Origin of the sequence: Candidatus Rhabdochlamydia sp. T3358 (assembly GCF_901000775.1) — a bacterium.
GTDB lineage: Bacteria > Chlamydiota > Chlamydiia > Chlamydiales > Rhabdochlamydiaceae > Rhabdochlamydia.
In genome coordinates this window covers 1-22,015 of the sequence record NZ_CAAJGQ010000034.1, presented here as the reverse complement: position 1 = coordinate 22,015, position 22,015 = coordinate 1, and the positions used below count along the sequence as shown (strand labels likewise).

General features: G+C 36.3%; 17 protein-coding genes and 2 pseudogenes. 12 read left to right on the top strand and 7 right to left on the bottom strand.

Annotated elements, in window-relative coordinates; translation table 11 throughout:
- Positions 1–7: 7 nt before the first annotated feature.
- Both RHTP_RS07805 and RHTP_RS07800 read right to left on the bottom strand, forming a co-directional pair.
- Positions 8–1,108, bottom strand: a complete 1,101-nt coding sequence (locus RHTP_RS07805; protein ID WP_138107561.1) for a UPF0158 family protein — start codon at positions 1,106–1,108, stop codon at positions 8–10.
- Positions 1,109–1,259: 151 nt separating this feature from the next.
- Positions 1,260–2,483, bottom strand: a complete 1,224-nt coding sequence (locus RHTP_RS07800) for an MFS transporter (RefSeq protein WP_138107560.1) — start codon at positions 2,481–2,483, stop codon at positions 1,260–1,262.
- A gap of 204 nt (positions 2,484–2,687) precedes the next feature.
- On the opposite strand from RHTP_RS07800, the gene RHTP_RS07795 reads away from it, so the two are divergent.
- Genes RHTP_RS07795 through RHTP_RS07785 form a run of 3 tightly spaced genes read left to right on the top strand, consistent with a single transcriptional unit; the run spans position 2,688 to position 6,652 of the window.
- Positions 2,688–3,962 (top strand): M18 family aminopeptidase, encoded by a 1,275-nt coding sequence (locus RHTP_RS07795; RefSeq protein WP_138107559.1) that lies wholly within the window; start codon positions 2,688–2,690, stop codon positions 3,960–3,962.
- A gap of 7 nt (positions 3,963–3,969) precedes the next feature.
- Positions 3,970–4,692, top strand: coding sequence for a VIT1/CCC1 transporter family protein (locus RHTP_RS07790; protein WP_138107558.1), 723 nt, complete (start codon positions 3,970–3,972; stop codon positions 4,690–4,692).
- A gap of 1 nt (position 4,693) precedes the next feature.
- Positions 4,694–6,652, top strand: coding sequence for a heavy metal translocating P-type ATPase (locus RHTP_RS07785; RefSeq protein ID WP_138107557.1), 1,959 nt, complete (start codon positions 4,694–4,696; stop codon positions 6,650–6,652).
- 289 nt (positions 6,653–6,941) lie between these two features.
- Here RHTP_RS07785 and RHTP_RS07780 read toward each other — a convergent pair whose 3' ends face one another.
- Positions 6,942–7,310 carry a hypothetical protein gene (locus RHTP_RS07780; protein WP_138107556.1) on the bottom strand — a complete coding sequence of 123 codons (369 nt, stop codon included), beginning with the start codon at positions 7,308–7,310 and terminating at the stop codon, positions 6,942–6,944.
- 127 nt (positions 7,311–7,437) lie between these two features.
- Between RHTP_RS07780 and RHTP_RS09215 the strand changes: the two are divergent.
- A pseudogene (locus RHTP_RS09215) lies at positions 7,438–7,640 on the top strand (heavy metal translocating P-type ATPase); the annotation flags it as partial.
- Positions 7,641–7,650: 10 nt separating this feature from the next.
- On the opposite strand, the gene RHTP_RS07775 reads toward RHTP_RS09215, so the two are convergent.
- Entirely contained in the window at positions 7,651–8,163 is a 513-nt protein-coding gene (locus tag RHTP_RS07775) for a hypothetical protein (RefSeq protein ID WP_138107555.1), read from the bottom strand.
- A 248-nt stretch (positions 8,164–8,411) separates the two neighbouring features.
- Positions 8,412–8,720: a hypothetical protein gene (locus RHTP_RS07770; protein WP_138107554.1), complete on the bottom strand. Its 309-nt coding sequence runs from the start codon at positions 8,718–8,720 to the stop codon at positions 8,412–8,414.
- A 328-nt stretch (positions 8,721–9,048) separates the two neighbouring features.
- Here RHTP_RS07770 and RHTP_RS07765 point away from each other — a divergent pair, with 328 nt between their 5' ends.
- The 7 genes from RHTP_RS07765 to RHTP_RS07735 all read left to right on the top strand — a co-directional run bounded on the left by RHTP_RS07765 (position 9,049) and on the right by RHTP_RS07735 (position 20,164).
- Complete coding sequence (locus RHTP_RS07765; RefSeq protein ID WP_138107553.1) at positions 9,049–12,132, top strand: NAD-glutamate dehydrogenase domain-containing protein; 3,084 nt, start codon at positions 9,049–9,051, stop codon at positions 12,130–12,132.
- A 129-nt stretch (positions 12,133–12,261) separates the two neighbouring features.
- A complete protein-coding gene (gene hrcA, locus RHTP_RS07760) occupies positions 12,262–13,449 on the top strand; it encodes a heat-inducible transcriptional repressor HrcA (RefSeq protein ID WP_138107552.1) in 1,188 nt (395 codons plus the stop codon).
- A complete protein-coding gene (locus RHTP_RS07755) occupies positions 13,430–13,999 on the top strand; it encodes a nucleotide exchange factor GrpE (RefSeq protein WP_138107551.1) in 570 nt (189 codons plus the stop codon). Before hrcA ends, RHTP_RS07755 begins: the two co-directional genes overlap by 20 nt.
- A 21-nt stretch (positions 14,000–14,020) precedes the next feature.
- Entirely contained in the window at positions 14,021–15,931 is a 1,911-nt protein-coding gene (gene dnaK, locus RHTP_RS07750; RefSeq protein ID WP_138107550.1) for a molecular chaperone DnaK, read from the top strand.
- Between the two features lie 56 nt (positions 15,932–15,987).
- Complete coding sequence (locus RHTP_RS07745) at positions 15,988–17,469, top strand: ubiquitin carboxyl-terminal hydrolase family protein (RefSeq protein ID WP_138107549.1); 1,482 nt, start codon at positions 15,988–15,990, stop codon at positions 17,467–17,469.
- A gap of 98 nt (positions 17,470–17,567) precedes the next feature.
- Positions 17,568–18,434: an arginase gene (locus RHTP_RS07740; RefSeq protein WP_138107548.1), complete on the top strand. Its 867-nt coding sequence runs from the start codon at positions 17,568–17,570 to the stop codon at positions 18,432–18,434.
- A gap of 197 nt (positions 18,435–18,631) precedes the next feature.
- A complete protein-coding gene (locus tag RHTP_RS07735) occupies positions 18,632–20,164 on the top strand; it encodes a peptide ABC transporter substrate-binding protein (protein WP_171005783.1) in 1,533 nt (510 codons plus the stop codon).
- Positions 20,165–20,281: 117 nt separating this feature from the next.
- On the opposite strand, the gene RHTP_RS07730 is transcribed toward RHTP_RS07735, so the two are convergent.
- Positions 20,282–20,728 carry a hypothetical protein gene (locus RHTP_RS07730; RefSeq protein ID WP_138107546.1) on the bottom strand — a complete coding sequence of 149 codons (447 nt, stop codon included), beginning with the start codon at positions 20,726–20,728 and terminating at the stop codon, positions 20,282–20,284.
- Positions 20,729–20,790: 62 nt separating this feature from the next.
- Here RHTP_RS07730 and RHTP_RS07725 point away from each other — a divergent pair.
- Positions 20,791–21,260: pseudogene (locus tag RHTP_RS07725) on the top strand (IS1 family transposase); the annotation flags it as partial.
- A 46-nt stretch (positions 21,261–21,306) separates the two neighbouring features.
- Here the strand turns inward: RHTP_RS07725 and RHTP_RS07715 are convergent.
- Positions 21,307–21,819 carry a hypothetical protein gene (locus tag RHTP_RS07715; RefSeq protein ID WP_138107544.1) on the bottom strand — a complete coding sequence of 171 codons (513 nt, stop codon included), beginning with the start codon at positions 21,817–21,819 and terminating at the stop codon, positions 21,307–21,309.
- Positions 21,820–22,015: the final 196 nt, after the last annotated feature.

Genomic DNA, 22,015 nt, shown 5'->3' with positions numbered 1-22,015 from the left:
CCAACTCTTACCCTTTTCTATGTGGTTTGCGGATCTGTGTAACTGTCTTTGTTTCACCTTTTTTCTTTGCTGGATCTGCAGATTTTTTTCGAGAAGGAAGCAAGTCTTTAACAACTTCTGAAATAGAGCTTTTCTTATTTTCTGGTTGATGTGCAGAGACTGTTGCTTCGGGCGTGACCTGCTTTAAGTGCTTGACGCCTTGGCTTGCTAAACTAGAACTATCTGCTGGAGTGGTTAGACGCGTGGATAAATGACGCAGCGATTCCAATCTTTCCGAAAGCGCTTGTAGTTTAGTATCCACTTTAATACGAGAACTCCCTCTAAGGCTAGCGAGCAATTGCGCTTCCGTATCAAATTTAGCAGAAAAAGTAATGCTTGCTGCATTGGTAATATCTGGCAAGTATAAAAAGGTTCGGCAGCAAGAGGGAACCATTGTATACATATCAACAGTTACCTGAGGTTCTATTTCTACTTTAGCAACTTGTTTGGGAGGACGCCCCCGTTTAGGACGAGGATTTAATGCTTCATTTGAATAATAGGTTTTTGCTTTTACATATAAAGCTTCTCGTACAGCTGCTATATCTTTTGAAACTTTCACATCAAATAGATATCGTTTTAACTTTTCCATCATGTTTTTGTTTAAATCTAAATCTTCTTCAAATACAAATAAGATTTCCTGAAGACGCAACCACTCAATAATACGAATCCGAGAGCGCTCTACATAATATTGTTGCCACTTCTCTAATTCTGTGTGGTGATCATAGATAAACTCCAAAAAATTATCGCGAGCTTCTCTAGATTGAATGATGTCTAGTAATTTCTCTTTGGTATCGATGTCGTACACCTTTTCATTAATAAACCCTTCCATAAACTTTTTTGTTTCATAAAAAGTCATTTTTGGTAAGAGTGCATAACGTTTATTATGAACGCTAATCTCTTTGTCAAGATCAGCTAATTCTTTTTCTCCTTTATCTAAATCAACATAAACAATAAACCCTTCTACCTTATCTAGATAAAAATCACGTTCGTCATCTGATTTAGCAAAAGCATCCATTAGACGGTGATACCGGAGCAAAAGTGGATTTTGTGCCTGTGGGTATTTTGACATACATGAACCTCTTAAATCGCCATTGTATTTTTGTTAAAGCAACCTTTAAATGCTACTTTACAGATAAAATGGTTTTTTTATTCTTTTAAGTAAAGAGAGTAGCATACTTTGAGCTCTAATTCAAGAAAGAAGAGAACTACTATCTTAAAAATTATTTTTTAATAGATAAGATCTTTGGTCTATTATTTGCTACAAATATAATAAGAGCAAAAAACATAGACATAGCTCCCACAGCTAAAGGAAGATAAGGATAGATTGCCACAAAAGAACCTGAAAAAAGAGGAGTCAAGCCGATTCCTGCCCACTGCACTGAATTGTAAATGCCTAAGACATGCCCTTGTGATTGTTTATCGCTCACGTTTGAGACAATCGTCGTTGCGGATGGAAAAAGCAAAGCCTCAAAAAAAGCAAGTGCCGGTAGCATACAGTAAAGAAAAAATTTAACCTCTATAAAAGCCATGATTATTAGAGTACAACCCATTCCAAGTAAAGCAGTTAAAATAAGCGCATTAGGAGAGAACCATCTTAAGAAAGGACGAATAATAAGCCCTTGGCAGAAAGCAATCCAAAGACCAATACTTGCATAAAAATTAGCAATTTCAGATCCACTAAAGTGAAATTTTCGAATTAAGAAAATAGGACAAAACTCCGTAAAAAAGCCCCAACCGATACAAAAAATAAACATCGTTAAGAATAAGCTACGTAGTTTATCAGAGGTAAAAGCCTCTTTAAGCTGTTGAATACCAATGTTTAAACTGATTTTGGTATACTGAATGGCTGGCAGGCTTTCTTGCATTCTTAATAGTAAAAGAACAATATTAAGCAAACAGAGAAAAGAGGCTGCCAAAAAAGGGGTAGTCAAACTAAAAATAGCACATACAGAAGGGTCTGAAAGCTTGCCTCCTAGATAAGGCCCTATAACAAATCCTGTTCCCCATGCCATTCCCAACAAACCAAAGTTCTTGGTTTTTTCTTTCTCCGTGCTGGTATCTACAATTACTGTTTGAGCCACAGACCAATTACCAGCAGCTACACCTCCTAATAATCGTGAGATAAAAATGATAATGATACTCTCAAGAATAATTCCGATAGCAGTCAATGCATAAGTAGATGCAGCAAGCCACAATGTGAGCAATAAAATTTTTTTACGCCCTTTGTAATCGGATAGAGCCCCTAAAATAGGTCCGCCAAAAAACTGTCCCAAACAAAAACCTGAAACTAGTAATCCAAATAACCAGCCTCGCATAGCAAGCGAAGTATTTACAGGTAAAAATCCTTGTTCAGGATTCATGAGCAACACAGAAAAAATCGGATAGACCAGTCCAAAGCCTAAGCTATCGATAAAGACAGTTAATAATACAGGGAATAAACGCATACATTTTTTTCAGATTGAATCTGCATTTTAAACCAAAAAAGAGTAAAGTACAAATGTTTTAAAATCACATTCTTTTAAAACAGGATTGACTGATAGCAGTTCGAAGATTATAGTTTTATCTATTTTTAAAAGACATATTATTATGGCTCTCATCTCATATCATGTGATATGGATTTAAATTAGATAAATGGAATAAAAAATCCTATGACACACATTTTAGCTGATTTAAAAGTTTTTTTAGAAACAGCACCTACTTCTTGGCATGCTGTTCAGGAAATAGGTAATCGTTTAGCCCTTCATAACTTTCAGCCTTTAGAAGATATCGACAAATGGAAATTGAAACCAGGTGGTAAATATTTTACCATAAGAGGAGGAAGTTTGTGCGCTTTTTCTCTACCTAAAAAACCTCCTAAACAAGCTCTTATTCTTGCTTCACACACGGACAGCTGCGCTCTTAAACTCAAACCACTTCCTAGCTATCTTTTGCAAAATATGACCTCATTTGGTGTTGAAGTATACGGCAGCCCTCTTCTTTCTTCCTGGTTAAATCGCGATCTGGTTTTAGCAGGAAGAGTAGTCGTTCTAAATGAGGATCAACAACCAGAAGAAAACTTAGTGATTTTAGACGATGCTACTTTTATGATTCCACAGCTTGCCATCCATTTAGATCGCGAAATAAATGAAAAAGGAGTGATTTTAAACAAACAAGAACACTTATGCCCTCTTGTCAGCGTATCTAGCCAAGAAGAAAACATCTTAGAAAAGTTATTAAGGCGTCAACTCTCTTTTCAAAAGCTGCTTTCCTTCGATCTTTTTTTAGTCCCACAAGAACCTGCGCGTTTTATAGGATTAAATAATGAAATGCTCGCCTCATATCGAATAGATAACTTACTCAGCGCTCATGCTTCTTTAGCCGCTTTAGTCTCTTGTAAAAATCCAAGCTCTGATCAGCTGCAAATGGCACTTTTTTTAGATCATGAAGAAGTAGGATCTCATAGTTTAGAAGGCGCTGGCTCTTCTTTTCTACAAGATCTATTGCAACGTATCTCTTACCATCTAGAATTAGACGTAGAAGCGCTAATACGCATGAAAAATCACTCTCTTTGCCTTTCCATTGATATGGCTCATGCTCTAAACCCCAATTATATAGATAAACACGACCCACACCACCAGCCGCTTTTAAATAAAGGGATTGTCATTAAATACAATGCAAATCAAAAATATGCTTCCCAGGCAATTTCTGTAGCTCCTATTGTACATGCTTGCCATAATTTAAATCTTAACTACCAATCTTTTGTATCTAGGTCTGATCTTCCCTGTGGAAGCACCATTGGTCCTATCATGGCCGCTAATCTAGGAATTAATACAATCGATATTGGATGTCCTCAACTTTCTATGCACTCGACCCGGGAATTAATTGCTTGTCAAGATTACCTCGATCTGTTGCACTTGCTTAGCTATTTGGTTCAAGAGGGATAGTAAACTTATGTCCAAACATTTTAAGGGAAAGTCAGTCCCAGAACATCTGAAAGAAGCGCGCAAAAAAGGAGCCATTCTCAAAGCTGAAATACATGGATCAGAAGTTCCTTCTCATGTAATTGCTACAACGGAAAGCATGAAATTGCTTGCAGTAACACTTTTGATCGGATGGCTCATTCAACTATCTTTGCAAACACTCGGATTACTCTCTTTTGGCCTGATTTTATTTATAGCAGCGCGTAGTGCTTTAAACGGCTGGTCTCGAATGGAAAGATTACATCGCGTTATTGAAGAAGAGCGTTTTGAAATTGAACATCATAGGCAGCAAGAGAGAGAAGAGCTCTCTGAAATCTATGAAGCAAAAGGCTTTTCCGGTAAATTGCTCGAAGAAGTGATCGACTGTCTAATGGCTGATGATAATCGTCTTTTACAGATTATGTTAGAAGAAGAATTAGGACTTTCTTTAGAGCAATACGAACACCCGCTCAAACAAAGCTTGTTTGCTCTATTAGGAGCTCTAATAAGCACGGCCCTTTGTTTAATAGGTTATATTCTATCCTATTCATTTGGGCTGCCTCTAGCAGTTTTTTTAATAACGATTTTCTCCACTGTGCTTTCTGCTCGAATGGAAAATAGTTCAGCTTGGCAAAGAGTCGTATGGAACTGCGCCATATTGGTTCTTGTTGGTGGTGCTATTATATTTGCTCAACAGTTCATCAAAGGCATCTGAAATGTCAAATAATCCTTATCTTTTTGATGAATTTTTCGCCTCGGGGAAAGAAGAGAGCATCAGTCCCTTCCTAACTCCTTCTTCGCGTAAATGGGGTAAACACCTCTCTTTAAAAACAGCTTTTATATCTGGAATATTGTTACTTTGTTCTTTTGTTTTTTCCTTTTTCAATCCCGCTTTTTCTAATCTCTGTCTTTTATTTGTCTATTTTTTTTCAGGAACCCCCGCTTTAATTGGAGCCTTAGAAGATATAAAAAATCTCGAAATTAATATCGATGTGCTAATGACTTTAGCAGCTCTTTTATCGGTATTAATAGGCAGTGGTATGGAAGGCGCTCTATTGCTTGTCTTATTTGAGTTATCTGGCGCTATGGAAACTTTGGTTACAGAAAAAACAAAAAGCGCTCTGGTTAGTTTGCATCAAATAGCTCCTAGATTTGCTTATGTAGTAGCAGAAGATGGAACCATTTACGAAAGATCTGTAAAAGATATCCCTCTTAAAACCATCCTACTGATCAAAGCAGGAGAAGTTGTTCCACTTGACTCCGTTGTTATTAAGGGTAGCTCTTTTGTAAATTTAAGCCATTTAACAGGAGAAAGCCGTCCTGTTAGTAAAAGATTAGGCGATGAAGTACAAGCAGGTGCTTATAATCTTGATGGGACTCTTACCGTAGAGGTTACTCGCACAAGTAGTGATTCTACATTAAATCGGATTATTGAACTCATTACTCAAGCTCAAGAAGCAAAACCCCGCCTACAACGCTTTTTAGATCGCTTTGGCAAATGGTATGCAATGAGCATTATTTCACTTTTTATCATTTTTGCAATCACACTACCTTGGATTTTTTCGATCCCTTATTTAGGGGCTGAAGGAGGAATCTACCGCGCACTATCTTTCTTAATTGCAGCTTCTCCTTGCGCATTAATCATAGCAACTCCAACAGCCTATTTAAGTGCAATCAGTAGCTGCGCTCGTAAAGGAATCTTACTTAAAGGAGGGATTATTTTAGATGCTCTTACCTTATGTCATGCTGTAGCCTTTGATAAAACAGGAACACTAACAACAGGAAATCTTCATTGCACCAAATTAGAAATAATCCATCCAAAACAGGCTCCATACTCTCTAGAAGAAGGACTACAAGCAGCTTATGGGTTAGAAATATCCGCTGTACATCCCATTGCAGACGCCATTATTTCTTATGCAAAAGAAAAGCAAGTTAAACCTTTAGAAATTTTAGATTTTAGGTCTATCCCAGGATCTGGTTTACAAGGCTTTGTTCTTTTACAAAACCGCAAAGTGCCTGTTTATATAGGTAATTCAGCATTTATTCTACCCTATTTACCTAAAACTTTTTCTCCTGAGCTCTTTCAAAAAAGAACACTAAATAGTTATCTTTTACTGGAAAATACTCTATTTCTTTTCCACTTTACCGATACTCTACGAATCCAATCAAAACCCTTGATTGACCGACTAAAAAACCAAAATCTTCATCCCATTATGCTTACAGGCGATAAGTTAGAAATTGCAAAAGATGTAGCTGAACAAACCGGCATTTCTACAATCTACGCGGACTTAAAACCCGAAGATAAATTGACTAAAGTAGCAGAGCTCTCCACTAGTCAAGGTCTTATTATGGTTGGTGATGGAATAAATGACGCTCCTGCCCTAGCAAGAGCCACCGTGGGTATTTCTATGGGAACAATAGGAAGCGCTACCGCAATTGAAGCATCGGATATTGTTTTTCTCAATGATGATCTTTCTTTACTCGATTGGATGATTCAAAAAGCCCACAGAACAATTGCTATTGTCAAACAAAACATCACTCTAGCTCTTGCTGTCATCCTACTAGTAACTCTTCCCGCCCTTTTAGGTTTGGTTCCCCTTTGGCTTGCGGTTATCTTCCACGAAGGAGGCACCGTTCTTGTAGGCTTAAATAGCTTAAGACTCCTTAGACAGTAAATTTTTAAAGAAAAATCATAAGAAAAAGGCCGTACTTACTTAAATACTAGATGACAGCTTGAGTAATTTATCTTTTAGAAAGAAAACCTTAATGCATTCCTAAAAAAAGCATTCTTATTCCAAGGCCAATTACAAAAATTAACCAAAGACTTCTTATAGAAAAAGACCTATATTGCCATCTACTAAGGCCATATTCAATAAGAAATGGCCCTACAACCAACCCTATAATCATAGAACCAAACAAATTTAGCACTCTTTCCATTTCATCCATTTTTATTTCATCCAATATTTATTTTTCTGTTGCTGAAGCATTATCCGCAGTAGTATTATCCGAGTTATTACTACCAGTGGTATCGGAACTCTCAAATACATCCCTTGCAGCAGATCCCCATTCACCATTTCCAATATGCTCAGCAATGTCCCATGCCGAAACCCCAGCTTGCCCGTTATGCTGACAACCATAGTCATTATTAGTGATACTATCGTTGTATGAGCAAGTCTGATTATCGACTTCGGTATTAGTTTCGTTAGACTGGTTGGTAGCGTCAGTATTATCTTCACTATGCAGAGAAGTTTGTGCAGTAGACTCAGAAGTGTCAGCCTCTGAAGAAGGTCCTGCTCCGTATGTTCTTAGATTTGAATTTATAGCTCCGATCATAATAATACTCCTTATTGTTTTGTTGCAAAAAATAATATGAGGATTATACAAATAAAAAAACATTGTGTCTAGAAATTTAAAGAGAATACTATAGATGTTTCTCGGATATTGCTTTTCTTAATGATGATCTTTACTCGATTGGATGATTCAAAAAGCCCACAGAACAATTGCTATTGCCAAACAAAACATCACCCTAGCTCTTGCTGTCATCCTACTAGTAACTCTCCCTGCCCTTTTAGGCTTATAGTTCCTCTTTGGCTCGCGGTTATCTTCCATGAAGGAGGCACCGTTCTTGTAGGCTTAAATAGCTTAAGGCTCCTTAGGCAATAAATTCTCCCCTTTACTCTCCGCAAAGAAAACACCTTGTAAAAAGATTAGCTGTTCTACGAGTTACTGGTTCTATTGTAGGAATAGAATCATTTTTTTGTATTATCATTACTGTTCCGTTTGGTATGGCTACTGAATTATTCAATGCACATCTTGCTACTCGATCTTTAGAGAACAAATTCCATAGTTTTTCTATTTCGCCAGTTTCAAGAGAAATGGTATCTTTTTTTAATCTGAATGTCTTAGAGCAATTAGAAGTTGGTGCTTCCTCAACTTGTTGCACAAAGAACTGCGCCTGCATGCTTTGAAGCATGACTAGTGTTTTGTTGGGTAGGGTTATGGGCTTATTCCACACCTCATTTATTGCTTGATCCTTACAGAACAAATGCAGTAACTTTTCCCCTTCTTTAATAGGGAGATAAATGCTCCCCATTCCTATTCTTAGTGCTTGGTTATGTTCAGGAATTCCTTCTATTTTAGCTTGTGGTATAATGAATCGTAATTCTATTGCTCCTTTTATAGACATATTTTCCCCAACTTGAAATTTAGTTCTGTAGCTTTTTAAAGTAAGAAAAACAGCTAAAGAATACTTCTAATATACTCTCTCTTTTTTCTTTTGAAACTAGCAAACTTTCTTCGAGAATTTTTGGCAGTTTTTGATTTGTAATCGTTTTAGATTGTGACTGACTTGAGTTACGCCTTTCAGATGGGAATCCTACAGTAGGCGGAAAAAGTGGTCTCATTGATACAACTCTCCTAATAGTTAAATTTTTCTCATTTTCCGCAGCAAAAGAATCGTCTAAAAATGCTTTGCGTTTTATCTGCTGAAACTTCTGGAGGAAGAGAGCTTTCGTTTAAAGCTACTTCTGAATCAGCAGGAGCTACGGTACTTTCTTCAAGCAAAGGACCTAGAGATCCCGGATCTTGCGGAGGGTGTATGACTGTTATCGCATGAGGAAAAGAAGATGGGCCTGCTCTCTCTTCTTTAGGTGCAATTTGTACTTTAGCAGAAGTAGATGGAGATAATGAATTTGATTTATATACAACACTTGACGTTAATGAATTAATTGGTGGTATAGCCATAAATTCCTTTTTTTGATTGCAGGGTTATCATTTATTGTTGCCTAAAGTTATTCCTAAAAATTCAAAATAAGCTTTAAGTAATCTCTGACATCATTAAGTAGAAAAGGTTAACAAAAAAAATATTTTAATAGAATTAAAATTTAATTTAACTCGAACCGGCTACCTCTGTTTATCCTTGTTCATTTATTTTATAAAAGTATTGGTATATTTTTTAGATTCTAGCGATAGTTAGTAAAATCAAATAATGTTCGCTCTTTTATATTTAATAGATTGTTTTTTTTCCTCCACATGCTATTCATAAGAAAAGACAACGGAGGAATGAACAGAGATGGACTCGCAATCCAAATTTCCTAAAGAAACACTAGAATACGGTATTGAAAAAGAGCGTAAAAAATTTGAAGAGTGCTATCAATGGGTAGAACAGCATATGCCTGCTAGTTTTTTTGAAGAGATGGACGAAGAGAGTTTAATGCTAATCGTTCATAATCTGATGAGTTTTAATCTAAACGATTTTTTTTCTCATATTCATTTAAAAAATCTCGGATTTACTCTTTGTTTAGATAGTCCAGATGCTGATTTAAAAGTTTTAAAACATTATAAAATGTTTGGCATTAAAAATTATCGATCCTTTACCTCTAATGCCCCTCCCCCTTTTCCTGGGGTAAAAAAATTACTGCGTATTTCTATGATTGTCTTTAAAGAAACACAGGAAAAGGAATCAGAAGATGTTATTTCTCTGGAAATTGAAAAAGTAATTCTAAAAAAAATCCAAGAGCGTAATCCACAAGTAACAGAACCCGATCTACATAAACTAATTACGGAATTAAATTCCTATTTTTTACGCTCTCTGCCACAAGAGAGATTGACTCTGGCTTTAGATATGTTCTTTCGTGCTAAATCCCGAGATAATTGCCAATATGAAGTGCGTTATAATGAAAACTGGGCAGAGAAAAAAGATACTCCTTCTTTGCAAATCGTATTTGCTTGGCGCAATGTCCCTAAATATAGTTTTTTATACCGCATGGCACGTATGATTCATCGACATGGTCTGGTGATGAAAAGGGTAAATGCTACTTATGTCGATGCATATAGTAGGCAAAATATCCTCATTATGTCGCTAGGCCTGCATGGAATTCAAGGGAAAGCTGCTTGGGAAGAAACGAATATCGCTGATTTCTTAAGAGAACTCGTAACGCTAAAATACTTTGAAGGTTTAGAGATTATTGAAGAACTTTTTGTCGACGAAGGGCTTTTAACCGGCAATCAAGGAAATCTTGTAAAAGCAATCATCTATTTTATTCATCAAACGCTAGTTCACGCTGATATGAATATCTATTCTTTTGGCCACATTGAAGAAGGCGTCTGCCGGCATCCAGAATTAATTGTGAAGGTAATTCAAGCGTTTGAAGCCAAATTCAACCCAGAAAACGTCAATTTAGAAGCGTATCAAAATATACGCCGAGAATTTATGGATCTAGTAGATCATCTAGATACAGGACATCAAATTAATGACACCAGACGTAAAAATATTCTTAAACAAGCGATGAACTTAGTGGATTATACCCTAAAGACAAATGTCTATCGCGATAACAAAACTGCATTTTGCTTTCGTTTAGATCCCGAATATCTTAACAATGTCTGCTATGAGAGAAAAGATAAATTCCCTGAACTGCCCTATGCGGTTTTTTTTATGAAGGGATTATACTTTATCGGTTTTCATATTCGCTTCCGCGATTTATCTAGAGGGGGTTTGCGTACTGTATTTCCTGAAAAAATGGAACAGATGCTTGTAGAGAGAAACTATATCTTTGCTGAATGTTATAATTTGGCATATACCCAAAATAAAAAAAATAAAGATATTCCAGAGGGGGGTGCTAAGGGAGTTATTTTCTTAGAACCTTATGAAAGGTTGTATTCTGAAGAAGAAATCTATCAAAGAGAGTTAGAAGATGAAGGACTCCCCCTAGAAGAAATCAAGCAGCATCTGATCACCTATCATCGAGAACAAAAGTTAGAATATCTCTATCAGACACAACGCTCTTACATTGAAAGTTTTTTAACTATTTTAAATTGTGATCCCGATGGGAAACTCCGAGCAAAACGGATTATCGATTATTGGAAAAAGCCTGAATACATCTATTTAGGTCCTGATGAAAATATGCACAATGAAATGATCGATTGGATTGCCTCATATAGTCAGTATTATCACTATAAACCAGGAGGAGCCTTTATCTCCAGTAAACCTGGTGCAGGGATCAACCATAAAGAATATGGAGTTACTTCTTTGGGTGTTAATGTATACATGGAAGAGATGTTAAAATTTCTGGGCATTAATCCTAACAAAGATTGTTTTACTGTAAAAATGTCAGGAGGACCAGATGGTGATGTAGCAGGCAATCAAATCTATAACTTATATCGATTTTACCCTAATACAGCCAAACTGCTTGCAACAATAGATATCTCAGGTACCATTTTTGATCCGATCGGTTTGAATTTAGAAGTAATGGCTCGTTTATTTAAAGAAGGAAAACCTCTACGCTTCTATCCCCCATCTGAGCTCAATGATGAAGGGTTTTTATTAGATTTATACACAAAAAGAGAAGAAACGGCTTATGCACAAAAAACCTTGTGTTGGAGAAAGAAAAACGGGCAGTTAATAGAGGATTGGTTATCTGGAAATGAAATGAATCATCTGCTCAGACACAATGTACATCAGGTGAAAGCAGATATTTTTATTCCAGGAGGTGGAAGGCCTCGTACCTTAAATGAAAACAATATAAAAGATTTTCTAGATGAGGCAGGAAAGCCTACTGCTCAAGCCATTATTGAGGGAGCTAACCTCTATCTTACTCCCTGGGCTAGACGCTCTTTAGAAAAACTAGGAGTGCTTATTATCAAAGATAGTTCTTCTAATAAAGGAGGCGTTACCTGCTCCTCTTTTGAAGTACTTACCTCTTTAGTTTTATCTCAAGCGGAGTTTGTTAAAGAAAAACAGCAGATCGTCAATGAAATTTTAAAACTGGTAAGCATAAAAGCTCGAGAAGAAGCTACCCTTTTATTAACTACACATCGCGATACTCAAGGGTTTTTAACCGATATTTCCGAATGGATTTCAGAAAGAATTAATCAGTATAAAGATCAATTAATGCAATATTTTCAATTTATGACCTTATCTAATGATCCTACAGATCCTTTTGTTCGATGTTTACTTAACTATTGTCCTCCTCTTTTACGAAATCAATACCAAAATAGAGTCCTAATAGAAGTTCCAGATATGCATAAAAAAGCGATTATTGCCTGTCAAATTGCCTCTCGAATCGTATATACTCGGGGCTTAGATTGGTCTCCTAGTCTAGTCGATATTCTTCCTCTCATTATTACCGACCCAAAAATCATTAACGCCTTAGATTGATAAACTTCTTATTATTAATAACTTAATCTAAAAAATTAGCAGTCTAACCTCAAGACTGCTGATTTTTATTGATTTCCCATCTCCCTTTCAGTTATACTGGCTTTATAAATTTTTAAGATTTTTTTTCACATGAAGCCATTGACACCTAAAAAACCAGCTAAAAGTCAAAGAGAGCGCTTAATCCTATTTGGATTGATTGAGCTATATCTTAAAACAGGCAAACCAATTGGATCTCATACGCTTAGAGAACAAGAATTTGAAGCTTTGAGCCCAGCAACTATCCGCAATTATTTTATGAAATTAGAAGAAGAAGGCTATCTTAAACAGCAACACTCTTCTGGGGGGCGTATTCCCACTTCACTAGCGTTCAAAATCTATGCGGAAGCACATATAAATAAGCCACGTTTATCTGAACAAGATAAGAAGAATGCAACTCGTCTATTTCAAAAGCAAACAAGAGAACTCGTTGTCTATTTAAATCAAGTTACGGAATCTCTAAGCGAATTAACCAACTGCGCTGTCTTCCTTTCAGCTCCCCGTTTTGATCAAGATTTTATCTTAGATATTAAACTAGTAAGCATTGATCAAAACCGCTTGCTTTGCGTATTGATCAGTGATTTTGGCCTCATTCATAATGAAGTTTTATATGTTGATAAAAAAATTTCCCATTCCTTGCTGCGAAAATTGGAAAGTTATTTTAACTGGCGTCTTAATAAATTAGATAAACCTCTATTAAATCAAGAAGAAGAATCCCTTGCCGCCAAATTATACAAGGAAGCGATCTTAAGACACATCGTCTCTTATACTAATTTCAGTGTAGAAGACTTATTTCAAGCAGGCTTTTCTAAATTACTCTCTTATCCTGATTTTAATGATGCTTCCGTATTAGCAAGTGGGCTGTCTTTATTTGAAAACAAGCAACAGCTGCGCGCTCTGCTCAATAAGAGTTGTCAAATTGGCAAAATCCATTCCTGGATTGGAGATGATTTGCATACCTTTGCTCCAGAAGCAACCTCTTGCTCTGTGCTAGCAGTCCCCTATCACATCCACCATACAATCTGCGGAGCTTTTGGTATATTAGGGCCCAATCGCATGCCTTATCGAGAGCTTTTTGGGCTTTTAGAAATAGCTGCAAGCATTATTTCAGACTCGCTAACAAGCAGTATGTACAAATATAAAATTTCTTTTAGACAACCTAAACATTCCCATCTCGAATCTAAAGAAAACCCACTTATCTTAGAAAAGAGTTCCTACTTGCTATTGGAAAATAAATCGCTTTATCAGAAAGGAGAAATAGATGACTCAAGAACAAAATGAAACGCCAGATGCCCATGAGCTAGATGATGTAAAGACTCATCAGCAAAAAGCAGAGCAAGAGCTGGAAGAATACAGGGATAAATACCTGCGCTTATTGGCTGAAATGGACAACACACGCAAAAGAATGCAAAAAGAAAAACAAGAAGCTATACGTTTTGCTATTGAAAATGCTCTATCCGATTTTTTAAGCCCTATTGACAACTTAGAAAATGCCTTAAACAGTACAAAGCATATGTCTAAAGAAGTGCTTAATTGGGCACAAGGGTTTCAAATGATCACGCAGCAATTTAAGGATGCATTGAACCAACATGGCATTACAGCTTTTAGCTCTGATGGCAATATGTTTGATCCTAACTTGCATTATGCAATTGAGACAAAAGAAACAGAAGAAACCCCAGAAGGAACCATCCTTCAAGAATTTATTAAAGGGTATAAAAGCAGCAATCGCACTATACGCCCAGCACACGTAAAGGTTGCTGTTTTGCCAGAATCAAAAAAGAAGGAAATAACCGATTTAGAAAAACCTTCTTTACCAGAACAAGATACATAAAAAAATAAAAGGAGATATATTATGGCACAATCTAATTCTAATAAAAAACAAGTTGTTATTGGTGTTGACCTAGGAACTACTAATTCTTGCGTTGCTGTTATGGAAAATGGCAAAGCAACAGTAATTTCCAATGCAGAAGGAGGACGCACCACTCCATCAACCGTTGCTTATAAAGATAAAAATGAACGCCTAGTAGGAGTTCCTGCAAAAAGACAAGCCGTTACCAATGCTAAGTCCACTATTTCTTCTTCTAAGCGTTTTATTGGGCGTAAATTTAATGAAGTAGAATCTGAAATCAAAACGGTCCCTTATGAAATCACTAAAAATGCAAATGGAGACGTGGTATTTAAAGTAGCTGATAAACTGATTACCCCTGAAGAAGTTGCGGCTCAAATTTTAATCAAAATGAAAGAAACAGCAGAAGCCTATTTAGGGCATCCCGTTACCGAAGCTGTTGTCACAGTTCCTGCTTATTTTAATGACTCTCAAAGACAATCGACAAAAGATGCAGGCAAAATCGCTGGTTTAAACGTCTTAAGAATTATCCCAGAGCCAACTGCTGCTGCTTTAGCTTATGGGCTAGAAAAAAAAGAAGATCAAAAAGTAGCGGTCTTTGACTTAGGTGGAGGTACATTCGATGTTTCTGTATTAGAAATTCACGGTGGTGTTTTCGAAGTGTTAGCAACAAACGGAGATACTCATCTAGGTGGTGATGACTTTGATAATGCTATTCTACATTGGCTGCTTGAGGAATTTAAAAAAGAAACCAGCATTGATTTAAGTAAAGACAGCATGGCTCTACAGCGTTTGCGCGATGCTGCAGAAAAAGCTAAAATTGAACTATCTGGTACGCAGACCACTGAAATTAATCAACCATTTATTACTATGGATGCGTCAGGCCCCAAACACCTTGCATTAACATTAACCAGAGCTAAGCTAGACTCCTTAGTTCATAACTTAATTGAACGCCTAGTTGAACCTTGTGAAAAAGCTCTTAAAGATGCGAAGTTAACCAAAGAGCAAATCAATGAGGTAATTCTGGTAGGTGGAATGTCTCGTATGCCAGCTGTTGAGAAAAAAGTAAAAGAAATATTTGGAAAAGAACCTCATAAAGGGGTCAATCCTGATGAAGTTGTAGCCATTGGCGCTGCTATCCAAGGTGCTGTGTTGACAGGCGATGTCAAAGATGTTTTATTGCTCGATGTAGTCCCCTTAACTTTTGGGATTGAAACATTAGGTGGAGTTCTAACTCCTATTGTAGAGAGAAATACAACGATTCCGACTAAAAAAACACAGGTTTTCTCTACTGCAGCTGATAATCAACCCGCTGTTACCATTGTCGTTTTGCAAGGAGAGCGTAAAATGGCTAAAGACAATAGGGAAATTGGCCGTTTTGATCTTACAGAGATCCCTCCTGCACCTCGTGGCATGCCACAAATCGAGGTGGCTTTCGATATTGATGCCAATGGTATCTTGCATGTATCAGCAAAAGATACAAAAAGTGGTAAAGAACAAAAAATTCGCATTGAGGCAAAATCTGGTTTATCTGAAGCTGACATTGAGCGCATGCTAAAAGATGCAGAAGATCACGCAGAAGAAGACAAAAAAAATAAAGAAGAAGCAGAACTGAAGAATGAAGCTGAAGCTTTATCTTTCCAAGCACAAAAAGCTTTGGATGAGCACAAAGAGCGCATTCCTCAAGCGCTTGCTCAAGAAGTACAAAGTAGAATAGATGCTGTGAAAAAAGCACTAGGCGATAAGGATATTTCTGCTATTAAAGCTGCTCATACAGATCTAAATACCCAAATGCAAAAAATTGGGGAAGCGATGCAGAGCGCGCAACCAGCACCAGATAACCAGCCACCAAAAAATGAGAAAGAAAACATAGAAGATGCAGAAGTAGAAATTCTCGATGATGAGGATAAAAAATAAATCTCTGCTAACCATACTTTGAGCTGTTTAAAAACAGCTCAAAGTTTTTTACAATAATGACACCAACTGAAGCTATTAAATCCTTTTCTTACCCCTCCCTTGGAGATCAGGTTCAAAAAATAACCTGGCAACTCTATAACGATCCCTTATGCTCTCCTGTAGCAAGAATCATCCTACCACGGTTAACAGGAACCCTTATCCACTCTGTTGCACGAATTTGCGACTGCGTTTTAACTTTGCTTCCCATAATGGATTGCATCTCTACTGCGACCTATTACAAGACTATTAATTTAGTATATCCTATTCAGGACTGCGAACAGGCAACTAACCAACTTTTTGAAAGAGCTATGATTCTTTCTGATTTATTTTTTTCTTACCTAATAGATATTCCCACATGTTGGGTTTTCAACCTTATTAGCCCTCAAGACTATCAAGAGCTATTTTCTACAGAAGGTACAATCTCTTGGACTACCACATCTATATCTCCCATTCCAGGCTTTGAAAATCGAGCTGCTGCTAATTGCGCTTTTAATTCTTGCCTGCAGGTAATTTTACATCATCCTGAATGGCGCGGTATTTATGAAGTAGTTGCAAACCATTACAAGGCAAAAACAGAAAAGGAGGATAAAGCCTGCGGAGAAAACATGTTAGCTGTTTTACATACCTATGACACAGCTCTTACAGTCAAAAAATCTATTCCAGCTGAGATTTCTCACAAGCTGCGCCTTGCCACACATCATTTAAATCCGTTGATTGCTGGTGATTGTTCACAACAAGAAGACGCTCATGAGATTTTTGCCATTCTTATTGAAAAATATGAAGCGATCCTTAAAGAAACCATAAACTTAGAGCAGGCCCTGATTCCAGAAGAGCAAATACGTATAAAAAAAGAACATCTCTTACATACTTCTCCTATTCACTTTGAGAATAAAGTCACCAAATATTATGAGCTCGGTGAAGAAGTAGAAAAAACCAAAGATATCCCTTCCTCTTTAAGTGAAAATAATACACTTACAAAAACAGAGATTGAATGGCAGCTCAAAATTGAGCTAAATGCTAATAAAGAAATATCTTTCTCTGAACTTTTGCAAAAATTTTTTAATGGGGAAGAAAAAAAACATGTAGTATTTTCAGAAAACTCTCCAAAACTTATGAAAGATGGAAAGTGTATTCAAATAGAGTTAAAAAAAGAAGAACAAGAATTTAGTAAAAAACCTAACTATCTAGCTATCCAGTTTGCAAGGTTTACCTATACAGAAAAAGGCCCATCTAAAATTCAAACTCCTATTACTAGTATCCTTGAGCAATTAGATGCAACAGCTCTTAGCATTAAAAGTTCTGCTTCCGGAATATACGAATTAACCTCTTTTATTACTCATAGAGGAAGTACCAATGGCGGTCATTATATTGCCTATTTGAAAAAAGAAGCTGAATGGATAAAGTGTGATGATGAAACTACCTCTTATGCAAATAAGTCATCTCTATCAGAAGACCTATCAAACAGCTACATGTGTTTTTACAAGTTGAAAACAGATTAGCTTCTCTTAAATTACAGCTCTATTTTTTATGCAGTTGCTTTTAAATAAAAAAAATATTTATCTGATTTAATATTGTAAAAAAAATCTGGCAGGGCTTAATGCATGACGACTTATTTTTTATTGGGGCAGCTTCTGGATTGGGCGGGAACCAATCAGGTAGTGAAAAGGCTCCATTTTTCTTAAAAAATGCACTAAATTTAAAGTTATTTCAAGAAGTCCAGCCTTCCTTTTATGAACATAATCATTATGAAAGTATTGCACATTTCAATCAGAAATTAGCAAAAGCTACCTTTGCTTTGGCTAAAAAAGAAGAGTTTTTTATTACTTTAGGTGGGGATCATTCATGTGCTATTGGAACGTGGTCTGGAGTAGCAGAGGGCTATCGCCAACAAGGAGATATCGGCCTTTTATGGATTGATGCTCATATGGATGCTCATAGACCTTCCACTTCAAAAAGTGGAAATATTCACGGAATGCCTTTAGCAGCTCTTCTTGGCTTTGGGAATAAGCATTTAATCAACATCCTCTCTTCGATTCCCAAGCTAAAACCCCAAAATATCGCACTAATTGGCACTAGAAGTTATGAAAAAGAAGAAGAAGAGTTTTTGAAACAACTAGGTGTAAACATCTATTTCATGAAAGATATCAAACAGAAAGGGTTGCAAGAAGTGCTAAAAGAAGCCATTAGCCATGTTACAGCCTCTTGCATTGGATATGGGATTTCTTTTGACCTTGACAGTCTCGATCCTAGCTTTGTAAATGCAGTGGGTACCCCTGTTGCTCATGGACTTGATCTTGAAGAGTTCCTAAATTGTTTTGCTCTATTTCAAGAAACACCCCCTCTTGCTTTTGAATTAGTAGAATACAACCCTGATCTAGATACGAAATTTCATTCTTTGAATGTCATTAAAAGAATTTTAAGCTGTTGCAATACTCTTCATAAAAAATCCATTACATTTTCATAGTTTACAGATAATCTTATAAAGGGTTATTCTTTTTGATGTTTTGATTAAGGATATTTATATCTTCTATGAAAAGAGACGTCTCCTTTCTTATACTTGTTCTTCTGGCATTATTTCTTCTTTTCTTATTTATTAAATATAAAAGCCCATCTAAAAAAGTGCAGGTTCTCCGACTAAACATAAAAGAAGAACCCAAAACTATGGATCCACGCAAAGGAGGAGAACACTATTCTGCACAGATGCATTTTCTGTTTTTTGAAGGACTTGTAAAGCTTTATCCGGACCGCTCTATTAAGCTTGCGCAAGCAGAATCTTATGATGTATCAGAGGACAATCTTACCTATACTTTCCATTTAAGAGACACTGTTTGGTCTAATAACACTCCAGTCACCGCCTATGACTTTGAACACTCTTGGAAAGATATTCTTAAACCCGATTTCCCCTCTATGAATGCACAGTTATTTTCCCCTATAAAAAATGCAGATAAGGCAAAAAAAGGACTTGTTTTCCTTGATGAAGTAGGGATCAAAGCAATAGATGCAAAAACTCTTGAGATCACTTTAGAAAAACCTACTCCTTACCTTCTTAAACTGCTTGCTTTCTGTGTTTTTTCACCTGTAAATATCGAAAATGATCGGAAAAATCCCAATTGGATGTATGATGCGGGCCCAAACTTTTTATGTAATGGTCCTTTTTTATTAGAAAAATGGGATCATGAAAATCAAATCATTGCTAAGTACAACCCTAACTATCGAAAAACAGAAGATGCGCATCCCAGTAAAATTATTTTTAATGTTGTTCAAAAAGATGATATAACATTAGAGATGTTTGAAAAGGGTTTAGTGGATATGGTTGGAGATTGTTTAACTTCCATTCCTTTAGAAGCAATTCCTGCTTTGGAAAAAAAATGGGCAATTCACCGTGCACCAAGAACTTCTTCCATGCTCATTGCTTTTAATACGGATAAAGCTCCTTTTAATCATCCTAAAATCCGTAGGGCTTTTGGTTTGGCGATTAATCGTGAGGAATTGATTGGATTATCTGGAAATGGATGTAAAAAAAATATTAAAACAGAACACATTAGCGAGGCCTATCAAGCAAGCATAAGTGCCACAAACATGATCCCTCCTGTATTAAAGGAAAACCGCAATCGATTTTTTTTCCAAGACAATGATGTAGCCCAAGCAAAGGCGTTATTAGAAGAAGGGATGGCTGAGTTAGGGATCACCAAAGAAGCTTTTAATCCTGTTGTTCTATACTACTATCCCCGCTCTTCTATTACAGGACAAGTCATGCAAGTAATCCAACAACAATGGCTCAATGCTTTAGGTATTTTAATTAAGATAGAGCGCCTAGATTATAAAATTGCATTGAATAAGCTAACTACAGGCGACTACTTCATGTCTTACGTATTCTGGAGTGCAATGTATTTTGACCCCATGAGTATTTTAGAAAGATTTAAATATAAGTCACTAGCGAAAAATTTCTCAAATTGGGAAAACCAAGAGTATATCCAACTATTAGAAAGATCCTTTCACGAGCAAGCAGATACAAGATTTCAAACTTTAGAAAAGGCAGAAAAAATCTTCTTAAACGAAATGCCAGTTATTCCTTTATATCATGAAGACTACATATACATGGTAAACCCAAACCTACCTTTCACTATCCCTCTATGGGGAGATCGAATGCTTTTACCCTTATCTTCTAAAGAGGTACAAAGTGGATCGTATTAAAATTCAACTCACCTTTAATAATAAAATCAAATGAAGCACACTAGCCCCATGCAGATTAATTCAAATTCTTCATTACACAAAAAGATCATCGAAACCCGTATTAAATTAGCTAGAAAATTAATGGACTCCAAGTTTTTCTTCTGAATTAATTAATTCTTTTATTGCATCAATAATAATTTCAGGTTGATTCCTTGTAATTTGATGATCGCTGTGCTCAGCAATGATTTGCTTTCCTTTTGTCGATTGAGTCACTAGCTCCTTTTGAAGTTCTTTCCATACTTTAAATGATTGATCTAACCATTTTTGATCGAAACCATATCCTTCATTGGAAATACATTTTCCAGCAGTAAGAACAATCAATGGTTTGTCTCCAAAAGAAAACTGAGCATTTTTTAACTGACTAAGGCTCTCTGTAAAAGCAGAATTTTCTTTACCTGCGGTCCTCATGCATTTCGTTGAGGATAATTTTGCAAGATAGGCTTTTTGAACCCAGTCTGGGTAGTTAGATAGCCTGAGCTTCGATTGTGTCTGTGACATTTGCATCATCAGGCGATGAATTCCCATGAAAGTAAAAAACTCTGTGATTTTCGGATGTTCAACAAAAAAGTGTTTTTTAGATTCTGGCTTTACCAGAGAATTTGCATGCAGGTATTATTGCTGAAAATGATGAATTTGAAGTGCTTGTTCTAGAAGTAGATGAATTATGGAGTTTTGTGGGAAATAAAAAAAATGATCAATGGTTATGGGTTGTAATGCATGCAGAAACTCGACAAATACTCGCATTTCACGTTGGAAATAGAACAAAGGCTTCAGGAGAAGCTTTAATGGCTAAATTGCCCATTGATTTAAAAAAAAAGCACACTTTTATACAGATAAATTCTCAGCTTATTTTGAAATTATCCCTTGGAAACAACATAGCCCTGTTGGCAAAGGATCCGGAAAAACAAGTTATATTGAAAGATTTAACTGCACGATCAGGCAAAGATGTGCAAGATTAGTTCGAAAAACGTTATCTTTTTCTAAGAAAATAACTAATCATATTGGTATAATTAAAATGTTTATTTGTAACTATAATTTAAAATCACTACCTGTTTAGGACTACCAAATTTCATTTAAAACTAGTTTTAATTTTGGCTGATCTTTTATTTTTGAAATACGGGTCTAGACTGATCTTTGGCGCTTACTTCTATCCAAGTCTTGGTATCTGTGATAACCGCATCAGAGTACTTATTTAAAGCAGCAGCTTTTGGCATCCCTAGTTCAATATCTAAAAGAAGAGTTTTTAATCGTTCTATGTGGCACACAGATCCAGTTTGCATTCCTCCCCCAACGCTCCAATGGCCAGCACCTACTGCATCTCCTATTAGAACAACATTATCACCCTTTATGGCTGTTTCGCAGATAGCTTGCTTTAATAAGAATGAAGTGACAGGTTTATCATCTATGGGGCCAGAAATTTTTAAACCTTCAACTGTTTTGATAGGTAAACTAAGTGCCTCAGAGGCAATCCTCCGAAATTCTGTATCAATGTCGTCTTGTGTCTCAATTTTGGCAGGATCAATATCTGCCACAATCCATGTAGAATCCGAATCAGCTCTTCCTATAATACCAGTAAGCCGCATTTGACCATCCTCATTTCTCCATTGTTTTAACATGATACCACCGCTATCAATGCCTGATCTTGCTACCCTTTCCTAGACATAAAGAACATAGACAGTAAATAATAATAGCTTAAGAAAAATAAGGGTCTATGAAAAATCAAGAAAAGTACAACCGTGAGTTTAAAATAAACACTGTAAAGCTAAGTCGAGAAAGCAGTAAGTCTATGAGCGAAATCGCTCATGATTTAGG